Raw genomic sequence first — 18686 nt, forward strand, 5'->3', positions numbered from 1 at the left:
CAGGACTAGCGTGCACTCCGGCGGGCCGGGGCGGTGGCCTTGCGTGCAGCGGTTTTGGCGGCCGCTTTTTTGGCTGGCGCCTTGGCGGCAGGGCGAGCCGTCTTCTTGACCGGTGCCGCGCTGGCACGGCGGGGCGGCTTGGCGGTCACGGTGTCTTCGGCTGTCACGGCCGTCGGTGCCGAGGCGATGGCGCGCTTCTGTGGCGCGTCGTGTGTGGCGATGAAGGCCTTGAGCTGCGGGTACACCAGGTCACGCCAGCGACGTCCGCTGAAGATGCCGTAGTGGCCGGCACCTTGGACTTCATAGTGCTGGCGCTGCGTCTTCGGGATGCCGGTGCAGAGATCGTGCGCAGCCTGCGTCTGGCCCGAGCCGGAGATGTCGTCGAGCTCGCCTTCGACCGTGAGCAGCGCGCTGCCGGTGATGTCCTGCGGCTTCACGCGTTCGACCGAGCCGTCGGCATTGCGCACGTCCCAGGTGCCGTTGACCAGCATGAATTCCTGGAACACGGCGCGGATCGTTTCGAGGTAGTAGTCGGCGTCCATGTCGAGCACGGCGTTGTACTCGTCGTAGAACTTGCGGTGCGCCTCGACGCTCGCGTCGTCGCCCTTGATCAGGTCCTTGAAGTAGTCGTAGTGGCTGGTCGCGTGGCGGTCGGGGTTCATCGCGACGAAGCCGGTGTGCTGCAGGAAGCCGGGGTACACGCGGCGGCCGGCGCCCGGGAAGTTCTCGGGCACGCGGTAGATCACGTTGTTCTCGAACCACTCGAAGCTCTTGTTCATCGCGAGGTTGTTGACCGCCGTGGGCGACTTGCGCGCGTCGATCGGGCCGCCCATCATCGTCATCGACAGCGGGGTCTGCTCGCCGCGGCTGGCCATGAGCGACACGGCGGCCAGCACTGGCACCGTGGGCTGGCACACGCTGATCACGTGACAGTTGCCGTATTCGGCCTGCAGGTGGCGGATGAAGTCCTCGACGTAGTGGATGTAGTCGTCAAGGTGGAAGGCGCCTTCGGACATCGGCACCGTGCGTGCGTTCTTCCAGTCGGTGACGTAGACCTTGTGGTCCTTCAGCAGGGTGCGCACCGTGTCGCGCAGCAGCGTGGCGTAGTGGCCCGACAGCGGCGCCACGACCAGCACCACGGGCTGCTTCTTCAGCACCTGCAGCGTGGCCGGGTCGTCGGTGAAGCGCTTGAAGCGGCGCAACTGGCAGAAGGGCTTGTCGAGCTCGACGACCTCCTGGATGACCACGTTGTTGCCATCCACATCGACCGAGGTGAGGCCGAATTCCGGCTTCTCGTAGTCTTTGCCCAGCCGATAGAGCAGGTCGTAACCAGCCGCCATGCGCTGCGCCATGGGCGTATGCGACAGCGGCGACGTCCCGTTGCTGAAGAGTTTGGCCGCGGCCTGGGCAAAGTCCGTCAGCGGTTCCATCAGGGACCGCTGGGCTTCATAGAGGTGATAGAGCATCGTGATCCGTGGAGGCTGGTTGTTGCAGTGCAATATATCGGCAGAACCAGGGTTCGGGCGTAGGGTCCGAACCCTAAGCCCCGTCACTCACCTGTCACCTAGTCGACTCAAACGACTTTGGCGATGCTCTGGCAGACGTAATCGATGTTCTTGCTGTTGAGCGCGGCGACGCACATTCGGCCGGTATCGGTGCCGTACACGCCGAATTCGTTGCGCAGGCGCACCATCTGGTCCTTGGTGAGGCCCGAATAGCTGAACATGCCGATCTGCGTGGTGATGAAGCTCATGTCCTGCTTCACGCCGGCGGCCTTCAGGCCGTCGACCAAGGTCTGGCGCATCGCCTTGATGCGGGTGCGCATCTCGGCGAGTTCCTTCTCCCACACGGCGCGGCGGGCCGGGTCGTTCAGCACGGCGGCCACCACGGCGCCACCGTGGATCGGCGGGTTGCTGTAGTTGGTGCGGATCGCGATCTTCAGCTGCGACAGCACGCGCGCGGCTTCTTCCTTGCTCTCGCACAGCACCGACAGGGCGCCGACGCGTTCGCCATACAGGCTGAAGCTCTTGGAGAACGAGGTGGAGACGAAGAAGCTCAGGCCGGCCTCGACGAACTTGCCGACGACCGCGCCGTCTTCGGCGATGCCGTGGCCGAAGCCCTGGTAGGCCATGTCGAGGAAGGGCGTCAGGTTCCTGGCCTTGACGGCGGCGATGACCTGGTCCCACTGCGCGGCCGTGATGTCGTAGCCGGTCGGGTTGTGGCAGCAGGCGTGCAGCACGACGATGGTGCCGGCGGGTGCGGCGTTCAGCGCGGCCAGCATGCCGTCGAAGTTCACGCCGCGGTTGGCAGCGTCGTAGTAGGGGTAGCTGTCGACCGCAAAGCCGGCCTGGGTGAACAGCGCGCGGTGGTTTTCCCAGCTCGGGTCGCTGATCAGCACCTTGGCATCCGGGCTGAGCTTCTTCAGGAAGTCGGCGCCCACCTTCAGGCCGCCAGTGCCGCCGATGGCCTGGATCGTGGCCACTCGGCCCGATTTGACCGGCTCGCTGTCGGCGCCGAAGACCAGGCCCTTGACGGCGTTGTCGTAGGCGACGATGCCGTCGATCGGCAGGTAGCCGCGGGCCGTCGGCGTTTTCATCATGTCTTCCTCGGCGGCCTTCACGCAGGCCAGCAGAGGGAGCTTGCCGTTGTCGTCGTAGTACACGCCGACGCCGAGATTGACCTTGTGGGGGTTGCTGTCGGCGGCATATTGCTCGTTGAGACCAAGAATCGGGTCGCGCGGCGCCATCTCGACGGCGGTGAACATAGACATGAAAAAGTCCTCTGGATGAATCTGGCAGGGATCCCGAAGCTGGTTTAGGCTTTCGGGTTGCCTTGAATTTTACCGACCGCACGCCAACTGGTACGGACCGCCCATGCCCGATACGTCTGAAGTCATTCCCGAGTCCAACCATGCAGACGCCGCCGGGCCTGCCAAAGAGGGCGTCTTTCTGACGTTTCCGGGCTCGCCATTCGAGCTGTTCCAGCCGTATCCGCCAGCCGGCGACCAGCCGGCGGCCATCGACGCCCTGGTGGAGGGCGTCGAGAACGGCGAGGTGTTCCAGACCCTGCTGGGCGTGACCGGCTCCGGCAAGACCTTCACCATGGCCAACGTCATCGCGCGGCTGGGGCGGCCGGCGATCGTGTTCGCCCCCAACAAGACGCTGGCGGCCCAGCTCTACAGCGAGTTTCGCGAGTTCTTCCCGAAGAACGCGGTCGAGTACTTCGTCAGCTACTACGACTACTACCAGCCCGAAGCCTACGTGCCGCAGCGCGACCTGTTCATCGAGAAGGACAGTTCGATCAACGAGCACATCGAGCAGATGCGGCTGTCGGCCACCAAGAGCGTGCTGGAGCGGCGCGACACGGTGATCGTCGCCACGGTGAGCGCCATCTACGGCATCGGCACCCCCGAGGACTACACGCAGATGCGCTTCATCATGCGCATTGGCGACAAGATCGGTCAGCGCGACGTGATCGGGCGGCTGATCCGCATGCAGTACACGCGCAACGAGCAGGACTTCTCGCGCGGCACCTTCCGGGTGCGGGGCGACACCATCGACGTGTTCCCGGCCGAGCACAGCGAACTGGCCATCCGCATCGAGCTGTTCGACGACGAGATCGAGACGCTGCAGCTGTTCGACCCGCTCACCGGCCGCATCCGGCAGAAGATCCCGCGCTTCACGATCTATCCGTCGAGCCACTACGTCACGCCGCGCGACAAAGTCATGACCGCGGTCGAGACCATCAAGCTGGAGCTCGTCGATCGCGTCAAGGAATTCGTCGGCCAGGGCAAGCTGGTCGAGGCGCAGCGGCTGGAGCAGCGCACCCGCTTCGACCTGGAAATGCTCGCCGAGATCGGCCACTGCAAGGGCATCGAGAACTACTCGCGGCATCTCTCGGGCGCCGCGCCGGGCGATCCGCCCGCCACGCTGACCGACTACCTGCCGAAGGACGCGCTGATGTTCCTCGACGAGAGCCACCAGATGATCGGCCAGCTCAACGCCATGTACAGCGGCGACCGGGCGCGAAAGACCACGCTGGTCGAGTACGGCTTCCGGCTGCCGTCGGCGATGGACAACCGGCCGCTCAAGTTCGAGGAGTTCGAGCGGCGCATGCGGCAGTGCATCTTCGTGTCGGCCACGCCGGCGCAGTACGAAATCGACCATGCCGGCAACGTCGTCGAACAGTTGGTGCGGCCGACCGGCCTGATCGACCCGATCGTCGAGGTGCGGCCGGCCACCCACCAGGTCGACGATGTGCTGGGCGAAATCCGCATCCGCGTCGACAAGAACGAACGCGTGCTCATCACCACGCTGACCAAGCGCATGGCCGAACAGTTGACCGACTACCTGAGCGACAACGGCGTGAAAGTGCGCTACCTGCACAGCGACATCGACACCGTCGAGCGCGTCGAAATCCTGCGCGACCTGCGGCTGGGCGCCTTCGACGTGCTGGTGGGCATCAACCTGCTGCGCGAAGGCCTGGACATTCCCGAGGTGTCGCTGGTGGCCATCCTCGACGCCGACAAGGAAGGCTTCCTGCGGGCCGAGCGCAGCCTGATCCAGACCATCGGCCGGGCGGCCCGCAACATGAACGGCAAGGCGATCCTCTATGCGGACCGCATGACCGAGTCGATGAAGAAGGCGATCGGCGAAACCGAGCGGCGGCGCACCAAGCAGATTGCCCACAACGAGGCCCACGGCATCACGCCGCGCAGCATCGTCAAGAAGGTGCGCGACCTGATCGACGGCGTCTACAGCGAGAAGACCGGCAAGGAAATGGCCAAGCTCGAGCTGGAGCGCGCCAAGGTCGAAGACATGAGCGAGAAGGACATCGCGCGCGAGATCAAGCGGCTCGAAAAGCAGATGCTGGAACACGCCCGCAACCTGGAATTCGAGAAGGCCGCGCGGGTGCGCGACCAGTTGGCGCACCTGCGGGAACAGGCTTTCGGCGCCGCTGGCGGCGACAACATCCCCACGCTCTGAGGCTCGGGCGCCGGCGCGGGTTTACCCGAGCGCGCCGAGGGGCTTTCTGTTATACTTGAGCGAAACAGTCAACAACAAAGAAACTTCGCGATGAAGGGCCGGATCAGACCTCTGTGGTCATGGGCCGGTAAGGGCGGAGACCACGCCACTCGGCATCTGCCGAGTGTCAATGTAACGAAGCACAAGGAGCTTGCGATGCGTCTCACTACCAAAGGTCGTTTTGCCGTGACCGCCATGATCGATCTGGCGCTGCGCCAGAACACCGGTCCGGTCACCCTGGCCGCGATCAGCCAGCGCCAGCAGATCTCGCTGTCCTACCTCGAACAGCTGTTCGGCAAGCTGCGCCGCCATGAACTGGTGGAGTCGACGCGCGGCCCCGGTGGCGGTTACAGCCTCGGCCGCAAGGCAGCCGAGATCACCGTGGCCGACATCATCGTGTCGGTCGACGAGCCGATCGACGCCACGCACTGCGGCGGCAAGGAAAACTGCCTGGGCGAGGCTGGTCGCTGCATGACGCACGAGCTGTGGGCTTCGCTGAACCAGCGCATGGTCGAGTTCCTGGATTCGGTCACGCTGCAGAAGCTGGTCGACGACCAGATCGCCAAGGGCGTGCAGATCGAGAACAAGCCGGCTGTGAAGCGCGCCATTTCGGCCCAGCCGGTGGTCAAGCCCATCCGCGTGAATGCGCCGAATTCGGTGTTCGCGCTGGGCAACGCCTTCGCCAAGTCGTGATCGAGGGCGGCGCTGCGGCGCCGCGCGCTGAGCATCCGACCGAAAACCTAGAAACCCCACGAGTCTGAGTGAGCCATGGACGTCACCCCACATTTCCCCATCTACCTTGATTACGGCGCGACCACGCCGGTCGATCCGCGCGTCGTCGACGCCATGATCCCGTGGCTGCGGGAGCACTTCGGCAACCCGGCGTCGCGCAGCCATGCGTGGGGTTGGGAAGCCGAGGAGGCCGTCGAGAAGGCACGCGGCCAGGTGGCCGATCTGATCAATGCAGACCCGCGCGAAATCGTCTGGACGTCGGGTGCCACCGAGTCGATCAACCTCGCGCTGAAGGGCGCGGCGCAGTTCTACAAGGGCAAGGGCAAGCACCTGATCACCCTGAAGACCGAGCACAAGGCTGTGCTCGACACCATGCGCGAACTCGAGCGCCAGGGCTTCGAAGTGACCTACCTCGATGTCGAGGAAAACGGCCTCGTCGATTTGGAAAAGTTCAAGGCCGCGATCCGCCCCGACACCATCCTGGCGAGCGTGCTGTTCGTGAACAACGAGATCGGCGTCATTCAAGACGTGGTCGCGCTGGGCAATGTCTGCCGCGAAAAGGGCGTGATTTTCCATGTCGATTCGGCCCAAGCCACCGGCAAGGTCGAGATCGACATCACGGCGCTGCCCATCGACCTGATGAGCCTCGCCTCGCACAAGACCTACGGACCCAAGGGCATCGGCGCGCTGTACGTGCGCCGCAAGCCGCGCGTGCGACTCGAAGCCCAGATGCACGGTGGCGGTCATGAGCGCGGCATGCGCTCGGGTACCTTGCCCACGCACCAGATCGTCGGCATGGGCGAGGCGTTCCGCATCGCCAAGCTCGAGATGAAGGACGACATCGCGCATGCGCGCCGCCTGCAGCAGCGTCTGCTCAACGGCCTGAAGGATGTGGAGCAGGTGTTCATCAACGGTGACATCGAGCGTCGTGTGCCGCACAACCTGAACATGAGCTTCAACTACGTTGAAGGCGAGTCGCTGATCATGGGCATCAAGGGCTTGGCCGTGTCGAGCGGTTCGGCCTGCACGTCGGCCAGCCTGGAGCCCAGTTATGTGCTGCGCGCCCTGGGCCGCAGCGACGAGCTGGCCCACAGCAGCCTGCGCATGACCATCGGGCGCTTCACGACCGAAGAAGAGATCGACTACGCGATCTCCACCATCAAGCACAACGTCGCCAAGCTGCGCGAACTCAGCCCTCTGTGGGAAATGTTCAAGGACGGCATCGACATCAGCACGATCCAGTGGTCGGCCCACTAGCCCCACCCGAACGCGCAACCGACACGATTGAAGAGGTAACACCATGGCATATTCACCCAAGGTCATCGACCACTACGAAAATCCCCGCAACGTCGGCTCCTTCGAAAAGGGCGACGACTCGGTCGGCACCGGCATGGTCGGCGCGCCGGCCTGCGGCGACGTCATGAAGCTGCAGATCAAGGTCAACCCGGAAACCGGTGTGATCGAAGACGCGCGCTTCAAGACCTACGGCTGCGGCTCGGCCATCGCCTCGTCGTCGCTCGTGACCGAATGGGTCAAGGGCAAGACGCTGGACGAAGCGGCAGCGCTGAAGAACGCGCAGATCGCCGAAGAACTGGCGCTGCCGCCGGTCAAGATCCATTGCTCGATCCTGGCCGAAGACGCCATCAAGGCGGCGGTCAACGACTACAAGCAGAAGCACGGCACGGCCGTGGCATCGGCCGAAACGGCGGTCCACTGACATGGCTGTGACGCTCACCGAAGCGGCTGCGCGCCACGTCAACCGTTACCTCGGGAAGCGGGGCAAGGGCGTGGGCGTGCGGCTGGGTGTCAAGACCACCGGCTGCTCGGGCCTGGCCTACAAGCTGGAGTACGTCGACGAACTGACGCCCGAGGACGTGGTCTTCGAGGACCAGGGCGTGAAGGTGCTGGTCGACCCGAAGAGCCTGGCCTACATCGACGGAACGCAGCTCGACTTCGTGCGCGAAGGGCTTAATGAGGGCTTCAAGTTCATCAACCCGAACGAGCGCGACCGTTGCGGTTGCGGTGAGAGCTTCAGGATCTGATCGCGCGCTGACCCGCGCCACTGCCGCCACCATGTCATGTGCTGGCGGTTTTTTATTGCCATGAATCTCCAAGACACCGATTTCGAACTGTTCGGCGTGCCGGCCACGTTTGCGCAGGACCGCGCCGTGCTCAACGCACGCTGGAAGGACCTGCAGCGCGAGGCGCACCCGGACCGCTTCGCGTCGCAGGGCGCGGCGGCGCAGCGCATCGCCATGCAGTGGTCGGTGCGCATCAACGAGGCGTACCAGCGGCTCAAGGACTCGGTGCGCCGTGCCAGCTACCTGTGCGAGCTCAACGGTGCCCCGATCGAGGCCGAGAACAACACGGCCATGCCCGGGGAGTTCCTGATGCAGCAGATGGAGTGGCGGGAGTCGCTGGACGATGCGACCGCCATCGCGGCGGTCGACGCCCTGCAGGCCGAAGTCGATGCCGCCCGAGCCCGTGCGCTGTCGTCGCTCGAGGGGCTGATCGACGAGCAGGGCGACTTCCCTGCGGCGTCGCAGCAGGTGAGAGCCCTCATGTTCATCGAGCGCTTTGCGCAGGACCTCGAGGCGAAAGCCGACGCCTTGGGACAATAGCGGCATGAACCCCCACGCTCATCACTTCGTGTATTCGCTGCCCCCCGAGGGGGCGCAGGCCCCCCTTGGGGCGGCCCGGCGGGAGGCCTGATGGCACTTCTCCAGATTTCCGAACCGGGCCAAGCGCCCGATCCGCACCAGCGCCGCATCGCGGTGGGCATCGACCTGGGCACGACCCATTCCCTGGTCGCGGCGGTGCGCAACGGCGTGGCCGAGTGCCTGTCGGATGGCCAGGGCCGCGTGATCCTGCCGTCGGCTGTGCGCTACCTCGATGGCGATCGCCGCCAGATCGGCTTCGATGCGGTGGCCGCGCGCGCGCAGGACCCGGCCAACACCATCACCTCGGTCAAGCGGCTCATGGGCCGCGGCCTGGCCGACATCGCGCACCGCGACGCCATGTCCTATGGCCTGGTCGACGAGGGCGGCATGGTGAAGGTGCGTACCCTGGCGGGCATCAAGTCGCCGGTCGAGATCAGCGCCGAGATCCTCGCCACGCTGCGCTACCGTGCCGAAGACACCTTCGACGACGAGCTCCACGGCGCCGTCATCACCGTGCCGGCGTATTTCGACGAAGGCCAGCGCCAGGCCACCAAGGACGCGGCGCAACTGGCGGGGCTGAACGTGCTGCGCCTCATCAGCGAACCGACGGCCGCGGCGATCGCCTATGGCCTGGACAACGGCAGCGAGGGCGTCTACGCCGTGTACGACCTGGGTGGCGGCACGTTCGACATCTCGATCCTGCGGCTGACGCAGGGCGTCTTCGAGGTCATCGCGACCGGTGGCGACTCGGCGCTGGGTGGCGACGACTACGACCATGCACTGGCCGACGCCGTCCTGGCACAGGCCGGTCGCCTGGCCGAGAACGACGGTGACCGCGCGGCCGTGCTGGTCGCCGCACGCGCGGCCAAGGAAGCGCTGACCGATGCCGATGCGGCGCCTTTCGTCGCAGCGCTCGGTGGCGCCGAGCTGCGTGTCGAGGTGACGCGTGCGCAGTTCGACGCCGCGACGCAAGCCTTGACGGCCCGCACCATCGCCGCGGTGCGCAAGGCGCTGCGTGACGCCAAGCTCAAGCCCGACGACCTGCAGGGCATCGTGCTGGTCGGCGGGTCCACGCGCATGCCGCAGATCCGCGAGGCGGTGGCCGCGTTCTTCGGCCGCGCGCCGCTGACCAACCTGAACCCCGACGAGGTGGTCGCGCTCGGCGCTGCCATCCAGGCCAACCAGTTGGCCGGCAACAACGGCGCGGGCGATCTGCTGCTGCTCGACGTGATTCCGCTGTCGCTGGGCATCGAAACCATGGGCGGACTGGTCGAGCGCATCGTGCCGCGCAACCAGACCATCCCGACCGCGATGGCGCAGGACTTCACCACCTACCAGGACGGCCAGACGGCGCTGGCGCTGCATGTGGTGCAAGGCGAGCGCGACCTGGTGGCCGACTGCCGCAGCCTCGCGCGCTTCACGCTGCGCGGCATCCCGCCGATGGCCGCCGGCGCGGCGCGCATCCGCGTGACCTTCACCGTCGACGCCGACGGCTTGCTCAGCGTCAGCGCGAAGGAGCAGGGCAGCGGCGTGGAGGCGAGCGTTACCGTCAAGCCGTCGTACGGTCTGTCGGACGACCAGATCGCGGCCATGCTGCAGGAGAGCTTCTCGACTGCCCAGCAGGACATGCAGGCGCGCGCGCTGGTCGAGGCGCGCGTCGATGCCGAGCGCATGCTGATCGCCACGCAGAGCGCGCTCGATGCCGACGGCGATCTGCTGTTGGGCGACGAACGTGCCGCCATCGATGCGCTCATGGCCGGGCTGCGAAGCGCGGTGTCCGCCACCGATGCGGCCGTGGTCGAAGCGGCCACCAAGGCGCTGGCCGACGGCACCGAGGCCTTCGCCGCGCAGCGCATGAACCACGGCATTGCGCGGGCCTTGTCGGGCCGCACCGTCGAATCCTTGTAGAACACCTCCCGATGCCCACGATCAAGATCCTTCCTCACCCGGAATACTGCCCGCAAGGTGCCGAGGTGAACGCACCGGCTGGCACCTCGATCTGCGAGGCGCTGCTGGACAACCACGTCAACATCGAACATGCCTGCGAGATGAGCGCTGCCTGCACCACCTGCCATGTGGTGGTGCGCCAGGGCTTCAATTCGCTCAACCCGTCCGACGAAGTCGAGGACGACCTGCTGGACCGCGCCTGGGGTCTGGAGCCGCAGTCGCGCCTGAGCTGCCAGGCCATCCTCGCGCAGGACGATGTGACGATCGAGATCCCGAAGTATTCGATCAATCACGCCAAGGAGAACCACTGATGTCGCGATTGATCGTCCTCGACACGGAAACCACCGGCCTGTCCGCCGAGAACGGCGACCGCGTCATCGAATTGGGCTGCGTGGAACTGTTCAACCGCAAGCTGACCGGCAACGACCTGCACTTCTACTTCAACCCCGAGCGCGAAAGCCATGAGGACGCGCTGAAGGTGCACGGGCTGACCACCGATTTCCTGCGCGACAAGCCGAAATTCGCGGCGCTCGCGAACGATGTCGTGGAGTACCTGCGCGGTGCCGAACTGATCATTCACAACGCAGCGTTCGACGTCGGTTTCCTGAACAAGGAATTCGAGCTGGCGGGCCTGCCGCCGCTGCGCGACTTCGTCGCCGAGGTCACCGACACGCTGGCCATGGCGAAGGCGGTGTATCCCGGCAAGCGCAACTCGCTCGATGCGCTGTGCGACCGTTTCGGTGTGGACCGCTCCAACCGCACCTTCCACGGCGCCAAGCTTGACGCGCAGTTGCTCGCCGACGTCTACATCAATCTCACGCGAGGTCAGGACGCGTTGCTCATCGACGTTTCCACGAACGAACCGGCCGTCGGGACGGTGGTGGCCGTCGACCTGCGCAACTTCGTGCTGCCGGTGCTGATGGCGACAGGGCACGAACTCGCGGCCCATGATGACCTGTTGGTGCAGCTGGACAAGTCGAGCAAAGGCCAGACGCTCTTTCGCCAAATCGAAGTGCAGGGCTAAAACGCTGTGGCATAATCTGAGGCTTCGCACTTCGGCGCGAAATTGCCGCGGTCTCCCACGCAGTTGGACAGGCAGCGCACAAACATCGATCGGCAATGTTCATTGCCGACCGGGCGGTTAGCTCAGGGGTAGAGCACAGCATTCACACTGCTGGGGTCGGAGGTTCGAAACCTCCACCGCCCACCAATTTCCCATATCGGATTTATCGCAGCCAGCGCGTGTTGTCGGCTCGCACCGACGCGGATTGCGGCTGTTCACTGGCGCGTGCTGCGGTCGATGCTCGTAGAAGAGGACGGCAAAGGAGTGCCTTATGGCCACCAGTCCCGATTTGCCGTCCCCCATCACCCCCGATCTGCCGGACCCGCCCGAGCCGGCCGATATGCCGGTCGAGCCCGACAAGGGCGCGTCTTCTTAAAAGCATTGCCGCTAAGCTTGCGGCATGGATGAATTCGATTGCGTTGTCATCGGCGCGGGTGTGGTTGGTCTGGCCGTTGCACGTGCCCTCGCGCTGGAGGGGCGTGAGGTTTTGGTGCTCGAATCAGAGGGCGCCATCGGCACCGGCACCAGCTCTCGCAACAGCGAGGTGATTCACGCCGGCATCTACTACGCGGCAGGTTCGCTCAAGGCGCGGTTGTGCGTCGAGGGCAAGCAGGCGCTCTACGCCTATGCGCAGGAGCGCGGCTTGCCGCATCGTCGCTGCGGCAAGCTGATCGTGGCCACGACCGAGGCGCAGGTCGACCAATTGGACGCGATCCTGGCCAAGGCGCGTTCCAACGGCGTCGATGACTTGGTGTTGCTCACGGGTGCCGAGGCCCGTTCCCTGGAGCCACAGTTGGCGTGCCTGGCTGCCCTTCACTCACCGAGCACCGGCATTGTGGACAGCCATGCGCTCATGCTGAGTCTGCAGGGCGACCTCGAGAACGCGGGTGGGATGCTCGCGTTGAAGTCGCCGGTCGAGCGCGCCGTCTGCACCGCCAACGGGATCGAACTGACGGGCGAGGACGGCACGACGCTGCGCTGTGCAGCCGTCGTCAATGCGGCGGGGCTGACAGCGCCCCTGCTGGCAAGGCGTTTCGAAGGACTGCCGCAGCCGTCGGTGCCGACCGCGCATTTCGCCAAAGGCAACTACTTCACGCTGGCCGGCCGGGCGCCGTTCCAGCGGCTCATCTATCCGGTGCCCGAGTCCGCCGGCCTGGGCGTGCATCTCACGCTCGATCTCGGGGGGCAGGCCAAGTTCGGTCCGGACGTGCAGTGGGTCGACTCGCCTGCAGATCTGGTCGTCGATCCGCGCCGTGGCGATGGGTTCTACGCCGAGGTCCGTCGCTACTGGCCGGCGCTGCCGGACGGTGCGCTGGTCCCCGGCTACGCCGGCATTCGTCCGAAGATCGCCGGCCCCCACGAGCCGGCCCGTGACTTCGTGATTGCCGGTCCACAGGCGCATGGCGTGCCGGGGCTGGTGAACCTGTTCGGCATCGAATCTCCGGGGCTGACGAGCAGCTTGGCCATCGGACGACATGTGGCGGAATTGCTCGCGCGATGATCATCAGCCTGTAACATGGAACTGCACGCCGCGCGCCGGCGTCAGGCCGCCGGCGCGGTGCCGGTACCCATCACGGAGGAACGTTTACCCATGAGTGCATCCAACAACCTCGAAGCCGCGGCCAATGCGGTGGTCGAAGACATCGCCAACGACGTGAAGGGCGTGCTCGGCGGCAAGGACCTCGAGTCCAATCCGCAGATCAAGGCCCTGCGCCAGCGCGTCGAAGCCAAGCTCGCCATTGCGCGCGAACTGGCCGCGGAGAAGAGCAAGATCGCCGCCAAGAAGGCCAAGGACGCCGCCAGCACCGCGAACGCGTACGCGCATGACGAGCCCTGGCAGATCGCTGCCGGCGCGCTGGCAGCGGGCGTGCTGATCGGTCTCTTGCTGGGGCGCCGCTGAGCGCGTGCTGCTGAAGAACTGACGCGCCGGCCACGGCGCGCACGATCGGGAGGATCGGATGAAGAAAATTTTGTCCTTGCTGGGACTGGACGCGCGCATACGCCGCCTGAAGATCGTGGCGGGCGAAGGGGCGATGGCAGCGGAAGACCGCGCACAGCTGATCCGGATGGCGTGGGACGCCGAGAAGCAGCGGCTGCAATCCGTGATCGTCCTCACGGTCGCCGTGCTCGCATTGACCACGGTTACTGTGGCGCTCCTGTCGGTCGCCATCGTCGTGCACTTCTGGGACAGCCCGTACCGCGCCACGGCCGCATGGTGCGTGGCGCTCGTCTGGGTGCTGCTCTGGCTCGGCGCGGTCATCGCGCTGCTGTCGAACCTGCGGCAGGCGAATGCGGCCATCGAACCGGCGAAGCTCGAACTGGCGCGTGACTGGGCCTGGGTGCAGGACCGCCTGGGTATCGGCAACGAAGGTCAGCCGGTTGGCACGCCACGCCCGTCGCGCCCTGAAACGCAGGAGCAACTGCTGGCTCGTATTGCGCGTCAGCGCCAGCGCATTGCGGTGCTCCAGGCCGCCAGCGACGACGAAGCAGCGCGCCCGCGCATGCCGCCCCCTGCGAATGAAACACCGAGTGAGGCCGCTCTCCGTCTGGCGCGCGAACATCCCATGGCCACGGCCGCAGCGGCCGCCGTGCTGGTCGCCGTCGTCAAGCCGCGGCGCCTGCTGCGCTGGGCCGCCTTCGTCGCGCCGGTGCTCTGGCGCATGCGCTGAGCGTCGACGGCCGGGCGCTCAGGCGCCTTGCTGGCGCAGCGCTTCGGCGACTTCGCGAACCAGCGACGGCCCGCGGTAGATGATGCCGGTGTACATCTGCACCACGTCCGCACCGGCCGCGAGCTTGGCCTTCGCGTCCTCGCCGCTCATGATCCCGCCCACCCCGATGATCGGAAAGCCGGGCCCCAGCGCGGCCCGGAACTGCGCGATGACCCGGTTGCTGGCCTCCCGCACCGGCACGCCCGACAGGCCGCCTGTTTCCTCCGCGTGCGGCAGTCCCGCCACGGCCTCGCGCGACAGCGTGGTGTTGGACGCGATCACGCCGTCCATGCCGTGCCGCTGGAGGGTGGCGGCAATGACCTGGACCTGCGTTTCGTCGAGGTCGGGCGCGATCTTCAGGAACAGCGGCACGCGCCGGCCGTGCTGCGCGGCCAGCGCCTCGCGGCGTTCGACGATCGTGGCCAGCAGCGCATCGAGCGCCTCGTCGCTCTGCAGCGAGCGCAGGTTGGCCGTGTTCGGGCTCGAGACATTCACCACCACGTAGTCGGCGTGCGGGTACACGCCGTCCAGGCACAGCAGGTAGTCGTCGATCGCGCGCTCGATCGGCGTGCTGGCGTTCTTGCCGATGTTCAGGCCCAGCAGCATCGGCGCGCGGCTGCCCTGGCCCGACCGGAAACGGGCGCGTTGCACGTTGGCGACGAAGGCGTCGAGCCCGTCGTTGTTAAAGCCCAGCCGGTTGATGAGCGCCTGGCGCTCGGGCAGTCGGAAGATGCGCGGTTTCGCATTGCCAGGCTGCGGCTTGGGCGTGACGGTGCCGACTTCCACGAAGCCGAAGCCCATGGCGGCGAAGGCGTCGATGCAACGGGCGTTCTTGTCCAGCCCGGCGGCCAGGCCGACGCGGTTGGGGAAGCGAAGGCCGGCGAGCGTGACCGGGTCGTCGACGCGGCTGCTGGCATAGGCACAGGCCAGCGGCGTGTTCTGGGTGCGTGCCAGCAGGCCGAGCGTCACCTCGTGGGCATGCTCGGCATCGAGGCCGAAGAGGAAAGGGCGGGCGAGCCCGTAGAGGGACGAAAGGGACATCGGATAATTCTCGGCTTCTAAGCCCAGGATTCTCCCCGATGACCGCTTCCTCCCCCGCTCCGCTCACACAGGATGAACTCAAGGCCCAGGTCGGGCGCGCCGCGCTGGCCTACGTGGTGGAGGGCGAGATCGTCGGCGTGGGCACCGGCTCCACCGTCAACAAGTTCATCGAGGCGCTCGCCACCATGAAGCACCGCATCCGCGGCGCGGTGTCGAGCTCGGTCGCCTCCACCGAGCGCCTGCGGGCCGTCGGCATCGAGGTCTTCGACAGCAATGCGGTCGACGAACTGGCGGTCTACATCGACGGTGCGGACGAGATCGACGGCCGCGGCTTCATGATCAAGGGCGGTGGTGCCGCGCTCACGCGCGAGAAGATCGTGGCGGCGCAGTCGCGCTCCTTCGTGTGCATCGCCGATGCGTCCAAGCGGGTCGACGTGCTCGGAGTCTTCCCCGTGCCGGTCGAGGTCGTCCCCATGGCCGCGCGCCGCATCATGCGGCAGTTCGAGCGGATGGGCGGCGTCGCCCAGGTGCGCGAGAAAGACGGTGTGCCACTGGTCACCGACAACGGTCAGCACATCGTCGACGTGAGCGCGCTGCGCATCGCCGACCCGCTGGGCTTCGAGTCGGAGGTCAACCAGTGGCCGGGCGTGGTGACGGTCGGCGTGTTCGCGCACCAGCGTGCGACGGTCTGCCTGCTGGGAACGTCGAGCGGCGTCGAGACGCTGCGCTACGCCTGAGCGTGCGCGGCGACGCCGGTTGTCAGAACTGGATGCCGGCCGGGTTGCTCGGCGACCGCGGGGCCGGTGGCGGGACCGCCGGTGTCGGACTGGTCACCGCCGTGGCGGCCGGTGCCGCCGGGGCGGCCTGCTGCGCCACCATCGGTTGCGCCGGCGGGTTGCGGTAGCCTGCGGGCAATCGAATGCTCTTGGGATAACCCGCCGCATCGAGGTACTGCGACCAGGTGGTGTCCGAGAAGCCCTTGAGTTGCTGGCCGCCGATGGCCAGCAGCGGCAGCGAGGTCTCCCCGCTCAGCCGCTGCAGCGCTTCGGCGTCCGCCGGCGTCTTCACCTGCCGCTCGTTGAAGGGCACGCCGCGTGTGCCCAGCAGGGCGCGGCCGGTGTCGCAGGGCGCGCAGTCGTCGCGGGTGTAGAGCGTGACCGGGTAGCGTTGCGCCACCTGCTGCAGTTCGTACGGCAACCCGCCGATGGCACCGCCATCGCCGACCGTCGATACCCCGCCCCGGGACGCCGCGGGCGCGGCATTGGCCGCCGGCGGCTGGTCCGAAAAAATCACCTTGCCGTTCTTGTCGACCTGGCGGTAGACCTGCTGCGCCGAGGCGGTGCTCGCTGCGAGTGCGATGCCGAGCAACAGAAGAGAAAGTCGGACAAGACGTGTCATCGGGGCTCCGTGCGTCGCGTCGGGCGACGATTCGCCCGAGTATCTCTCAGGCCGGCTGGGCTTCTGCCATGCCCTGGTGGCGCAGCAGCGCGTCCAATTGCGGCTCGCGGCCGCGGAAGGCCTTGAACGATTCCATCGCCGTGCGGCTGCCACCGGCTTCGAGAATGGCCTGGCGGTACTTGCGGCCGGTCTCGATGCTCGGCTCGCCGTTCGGCTGCGCGGTTTCCTCGAAGGCGGCATAGGCGTCGGCGCTCAGCACCTCGGCCCACTTGTAGCTGTAGTAGCCAGCCGCGTAGCCGCCCGAGAAGATGTGGCTGAAAGTGTTGGGCGTGCGACTGAAGGCCGGCGACGGCATCACCGCCACTTCCGACCGCACCTGGCCCAGCAGCGCCATCACGCCACCCGGCTGTGCCTTGGCGGCATCGAATTCGGTGTGCAGCAGCATGTCGAACAGCGAGAACTCGATCTGGCGCAGCGTCTGCAGGCCGCTCTGGAAGTTCTTGGCCGCCGTCATCTTGTCGAACAGGTCGCGCGGCAGCGGCAGCCCGGTGTCGACGTGCGCGGTCATGTGCTGCAGCACGTCCCATTCCCAGCAGAAGTTCTCCATGAACTGGCTGGGCAGTTCGACCGCATCCCATTCGACGCCGCTGATGCCGGACACGTCGCGCTCGTTGATCTGCGTGAGCATGTGGTGCAGGCCGTGGCCGAACTCGTGGAAGAGCGTGGTCACGTCGTCGTGCGTCAGCAGCGGCGGCTTGCCGTCGACGCCTTCGGCAAAGTTGCACACCAGTTGCGCGACCGGTGTCTGCAGGGTGCCGGTGTCGGGGCGCAGCCAGCGGGCGCGCACGTCGTCCATCCAGGCGCCGCCGCGCTTCCCCGCCCGGGCGGAGGGGTCGAGGTAGAACTGGCCGACGCGCTGGTCGCCGCGTTCGATGCGGTAGAACTCGACCGTCGGGTGCCACACCGGCGCAAAGTCGCGGCGGATGGTCACTTCGAACAGCGTCTCGACGATCTTGAAGAGGCCGGCCATCACCTTGGGCGCCGGAAAGTACTGCTTCACGTCCTGCTCGCTGAAGGCGTAGCGCGCTTCCTTCAGTTTCTCGCCGACGAAGGTCCAGTCCCAGGGTTGGGGATCGTCCAGTCCCAGTTGCTCGGCGGCGAAGGCACGCAGGTCGGCCAGGTCGCGCTCGCCGAAGGGCTTGGCGCGGGTGCCGAGGTCGCGCAGAAACTTCACGACCTGCGCGGGCGAATCGGCCATCTTCGGCACGACCGACAGTTCACCGAAGTTGCGGTAGCCCAGCAGCTTCGCCTCTTCCTCGCGCAGCGCCAGGATCTCGGTGATGAGCGCGGTGTTGTCGAGGGCGGGGTCGCCGAACTCGCTGGCGCGGGTGGCGTAGGCGCGGTAGAGCGTCTCGCGCAGCGCGCTGCGCTTGGCGAACTGCATCACCGGCAGGTAGCAGGGCATCTTCAGCGTGAGCTTGTAGCCGGGCTTGCCATCCGCCTCGGCCCCGGCGCGCGCGGCACCGATCACGTCTTCCGGCAGGCCTTCGAGCTCGCTCGCTTCGGCGTAGTAGGCGAAGGCATCGGTGGCGTCGAGGGCGTTCTCGCTGAACTTCTGGCTCAGCTCGGCCTGGCGTTCCTGGATGATCGCGAAGCGCTCCTTGGCGGCGCCCTGCAGCTCGGCGCCGCCCAGCACGAAGTTGCGGATCGCATTGCGGTGCGCTTGCTTCTGCTCGGCGTTCAGCGTGGCGGGGTCGATGGCCTTGTACTTGGCATACAGCCGCTCGTCGGAGCCCAGGCGGGTCCAGAAGGCGGTGACGCGCGGCATGGCGTCGTTGTAGGCCGCGCGCAGTTCGGGCGTGTCGGCCACGGCATTCAGATGGCCGACCGCGCCCCAGGCCCGGCTGAAGCGCTCGGAGGACACGTCCAGCACCTTCGAGATCGCGATCCAGTCTGCCGGGAAGTCCGGCGCGGTGACGGTCTGCAGCGCCGCCTCGGCGTCGGCCAGCAGGGTGTCGACGGCTGGCGCGACATGCGCCGGCTTGATCTGGTCGAACAGCGGGAGATCGGTGAAGTCGAGGAGCGGATTGGTCATGGTTTCCATCTGGCGCCG

Annotated in this window: 19 protein-coding genes and 1 tRNA gene; 15 read left to right on the forward strand and 5 right to left on the reverse strand. The window is 66.5% G+C overall.

Annotated features, from left to right (window positions below):
- Positions 1-5: 5 nt before the first annotated feature.
- Together ACSFA2_RS23005 and ACSFA2_RS23010 are read right to left on the reverse strand one after the other, a co-directional pair.
- Positions 6-1466, reverse strand: a complete 1461-nt coding sequence (locus ACSFA2_RS23005; RefSeq protein ID WP_435457645.1) for a polyhydroxyalkanoate depolymerase — start codon at positions 1464-1466, stop codon at positions 6-8.
- 107 nt (positions 1467-1573) lie between these two features.
- Positions 1574-2770 (reverse strand): amino acid aminotransferase, encoded by a 1197-nt coding sequence (locus ACSFA2_RS23010; RefSeq protein WP_435457646.1) that lies wholly within the window; start codon positions 2768-2770, stop codon positions 1574-1576.
- A gap of 103 nt (positions 2771-2873) precedes the next feature.
- Between ACSFA2_RS23010 and uvrB the strand changes: the two genes are divergently transcribed.
- The 14 genes from uvrB (at position 2874) to ACSFA2_RS23080 (ending at position 14095) form a co-directional block, all read left to right on the forward strand.
- Positions 2874-4985: an excinuclease ABC subunit UvrB gene (gene uvrB, locus ACSFA2_RS23015; protein ID WP_435457647.1), complete on the forward strand. Its 2112-nt coding sequence runs from the start codon at positions 2874-2876 to the stop codon at positions 4983-4985.
- Positions 4986-5180: 195 nt separating this feature from the next.
- Complete coding sequence (gene iscR / locus ACSFA2_RS23020; protein ID WP_286645076.1) at positions 5181-5717, forward strand: Fe-S cluster assembly transcriptional regulator IscR; 537 nt, start codon at positions 5181-5183, stop codon at positions 5715-5717.
- A gap of 75 nt (positions 5718-5792) precedes the next feature.
- Positions 5793-7013 (forward strand): IscS subfamily cysteine desulfurase, encoded by a 1221-nt coding sequence (locus ACSFA2_RS23025; protein WP_435457648.1) that lies wholly within the window; start codon positions 5793-5795, stop codon positions 7011-7013.
- Between the two features lie 43 nt (positions 7014-7056).
- Positions 7057-7473, forward strand: coding sequence for a Fe-S cluster assembly scaffold IscU (gene iscU, locus ACSFA2_RS23030; RefSeq protein ID WP_262074357.1), 417 nt, complete (start codon positions 7057-7059; stop codon positions 7471-7473).
- A gap of 1 nt (position 7474) precedes the next feature.
- Positions 7475-7798, forward strand: a complete 324-nt coding sequence (iscA, locus tag ACSFA2_RS23035) for an iron-sulfur cluster assembly protein IscA (RefSeq protein ID WP_435457649.1) — start codon at positions 7475-7477, stop codon at positions 7796-7798.
- 60 nt (positions 7799-7858) lie between these two features.
- The gene (hscB, locus tag ACSFA2_RS23040) at positions 7859-8377 is read left to right on the forward strand and encodes a Fe-S protein assembly co-chaperone HscB (RefSeq protein WP_435457650.1); all 519 of its coding nucleotides are present in this window, start codon (positions 7859-7861) and stop codon (positions 8375-8377) included.
- 90 nt (positions 8378-8467) lie between these two features.
- Positions 8468-10324, forward strand: coding sequence for a Fe-S protein assembly chaperone HscA (gene hscA, locus ACSFA2_RS23045; protein ID WP_435457651.1), 1857 nt, complete (start codon positions 8468-8470; stop codon positions 10322-10324).
- Between the two features lie 11 nt (positions 10325-10335).
- Positions 10336-10674 carry an ISC system 2Fe-2S type ferredoxin gene (gene fdx, locus ACSFA2_RS23050; protein WP_435457652.1) on the forward strand — a complete coding sequence of 113 codons (339 nt, stop codon included), beginning with the start codon at positions 10336-10338 and terminating at the stop codon, positions 10672-10674.
- Positions 10674-11387 (forward strand): DNA polymerase III subunit epsilon, encoded by a 714-nt coding sequence (gene dnaQ / locus ACSFA2_RS23055; protein WP_435457653.1) that lies wholly within the window; start codon positions 10674-10676, stop codon positions 11385-11387. The genes fdx and dnaQ overlap by 1 nt, the downstream gene beginning before the upstream one ends.
- 111 nt (positions 11388-11498) lie before the next feature.
- Positions 11499-11573, forward strand: a tRNA-Val gene (locus ACSFA2_RS23060).
- Positions 11574-11697: 124 nt separating this feature from the next.
- Positions 11698-11802 carry a stereocilin gene (locus ACSFA2_RS23065; protein WP_435457654.1) on the forward strand — a complete coding sequence of 35 codons (105 nt, stop codon included), beginning with the start codon at positions 11698-11700 and terminating at the stop codon, positions 11800-11802.
- A 24-nt stretch (positions 11803-11826) separates the two neighbouring features.
- Positions 11827-12927 carry an NAD(P)/FAD-dependent oxidoreductase gene (locus ACSFA2_RS23070; RefSeq protein WP_435457655.1) on the forward strand — a complete coding sequence of 367 codons (1101 nt, stop codon included), beginning with the start codon at positions 11827-11829 and terminating at the stop codon, positions 12925-12927.
- 90 nt (positions 12928-13017) lie between these two features.
- Positions 13018-13326, forward strand: a complete 309-nt coding sequence (locus ACSFA2_RS23075) for a glycine zipper domain-containing protein (RefSeq protein ID WP_435457656.1) — start codon at positions 13018-13020, stop codon at positions 13324-13326.
- Between the two features lie 58 nt (positions 13327-13384).
- Positions 13385-14095, forward strand: a complete 711-nt coding sequence (locus tag ACSFA2_RS23080) for a phage holin family protein (protein ID WP_435457657.1) — start codon at positions 13385-13387, stop codon at positions 14093-14095.
- An 18-nt stretch (positions 14096-14113) separates the two neighbouring features.
- Here ACSFA2_RS23080 and ACSFA2_RS23085 read toward each other — a convergent pair whose 3' ends face one another.
- A complete protein-coding gene (locus ACSFA2_RS23085; protein WP_435457658.1) occupies positions 14114-15175 on the reverse strand; it encodes a quinone-dependent dihydroorotate dehydrogenase in 1062 nt (353 codons plus the stop codon).
- A 38-nt stretch (positions 15176-15213) separates the two neighbouring features.
- On the opposite strand from ACSFA2_RS23085, the gene rpiA reads away from it, so the two are divergent.
- Entirely contained in the window at positions 15214-15912 is a 699-nt protein-coding gene (gene rpiA / locus ACSFA2_RS23090; RefSeq protein ID WP_435457659.1) for a ribose-5-phosphate isomerase RpiA, read from the forward strand.
- Between the two features lie 22 nt (positions 15913-15934).
- On the opposite strand, the gene ACSFA2_RS23095 is transcribed toward rpiA, so the two are convergent.
- Positions 15935-16573, reverse strand: coding sequence for a glutaredoxin family protein (locus tag ACSFA2_RS23095; RefSeq protein WP_435457660.1), 639 nt, complete (start codon positions 16571-16573; stop codon positions 15935-15937).
- Between the two features lie 46 nt (positions 16574-16619).
- The gene (locus ACSFA2_RS23100; RefSeq protein ID WP_435457661.1) at positions 16620-18677 is read right to left on the reverse strand and encodes a M3 family metallopeptidase; all 2058 of its coding nucleotides are present in this window, start codon (positions 18675-18677) and stop codon (positions 16620-16622) included.
- Positions 18678-18686: the final 9 nt, after the last annotated feature.

Origin of the sequence: Variovorax cryoconiti, assembly GCF_051216395.1 — a bacterium.
In the GTDB taxonomy this organism is placed as follows: domain Bacteria; phylum Pseudomonadota; class Gammaproteobacteria; order Burkholderiales; family Burkholderiaceae_C; genus Variovorax.

Excerpts from the sequence above, each read along its gene's own strand:
- hscB (WP_435457650.1), top strand. The coding sequence starts at position 7,859 with ATGAATCTCCAAGACACCGATTTCGAACTGTTCGGCGTGCCGGCCACG.
- ACSFA2_RS23080 (WP_435457657.1), top strand. The coding sequence starts at position 13,385 with ATGAAGAAAATTTTGTCCTTGCTGGGACTGGACGCGCGCATACGCCGC.
- ACSFA2_RS23065 (WP_435457654.1), top strand. The coding sequence starts at position 11,698 with ATGGCCACCAGTCCCGATTTGCCGTCCCCCATCACCCCCGATCTGCCG.
- ACSFA2_RS23010 (WP_435457646.1), bottom strand. The coding sequence starts at position 2,770 with ATGTCTATGTTCACCGCCGTCGAGATGGCGCCGCGCGACCCGATTCTT.
- ACSFA2_RS23100 (WP_435457661.1), bottom strand. The coding sequence starts at position 18,677 with ATGGAAACCATGACCAATCCGCTCCTCGACTTCACCGATCTCCCGCTG.
- iscR (WP_286645076.1), top strand. The coding sequence starts at position 5,181 with ATGCGTCTCACTACCAAAGGTCGTTTTGCCGTGACCGCCATGATCGAT.
- iscU (WP_262074357.1), top strand. The coding sequence starts at position 7,057 with ATGGCATATTCACCCAAGGTCATCGACCACTACGAAAATCCCCGCAAC.
- ACSFA2_RS23085 (WP_435457658.1), bottom strand. The coding sequence starts at position 15,175 with ATGTCCCTTTCGTCCCTCTACGGGCTCGCCCGCCCTTTCCTCTTCGGC.
- uvrB (WP_435457647.1), top strand. The coding sequence starts at position 2,874 with ATGCCCGATACGTCTGAAGTCATTCCCGAGTCCAACCATGCAGACGCC.
- fdx (WP_435457652.1), top strand. The coding sequence starts at position 10,336 with ATGCCCACGATCAAGATCCTTCCTCACCCGGAATACTGCCCGCAAGGT.
- ACSFA2_RS23005 (WP_435457645.1), bottom strand. The coding sequence starts at position 1,466 with ATGCTCTATCACCTCTATGAAGCCCAGCGGTCCCTGATGGAACCGCTG.
- hscA (WP_435457651.1), top strand. The coding sequence starts at position 8,468 with ATGGCACTTCTCCAGATTTCCGAACCGGGCCAAGCGCCCGATCCGCAC.
- rpiA (WP_435457659.1), top strand. The coding sequence starts at position 15,214 with ATGACCGCTTCCTCCCCCGCTCCGCTCACACAGGATGAACTCAAGGCC.
- ACSFA2_RS23075 (WP_435457656.1), top strand. The coding sequence starts at position 13,018 with ATGAGTGCATCCAACAACCTCGAAGCCGCGGCCAATGCGGTGGTCGAA.
- ACSFA2_RS23095 (WP_435457660.1), bottom strand. The coding sequence starts at position 16,573 with ATGACACGTCTTGTCCGACTTTCTCTTCTGTTGCTCGGCATCGCACTC.
- dnaQ (WP_435457653.1), top strand. The coding sequence starts at position 10,674 with ATGTCGCGATTGATCGTCCTCGACACGGAAACCACCGGCCTGTCCGCC.
- ACSFA2_RS23025 (WP_435457648.1), top strand. The coding sequence starts at position 5,793 with ATGGACGTCACCCCACATTTCCCCATCTACCTTGATTACGGCGCGACC.
- ACSFA2_RS23070 (WP_435457655.1), top strand. The coding sequence starts at position 11,827 with ATGGATGAATTCGATTGCGTTGTCATCGGCGCGGGTGTGGTTGGTCTG.
- iscA (WP_435457649.1), top strand. The coding sequence starts at position 7,475 with ATGGCTGTGACGCTCACCGAAGCGGCTGCGCGCCACGTCAACCGTTAC.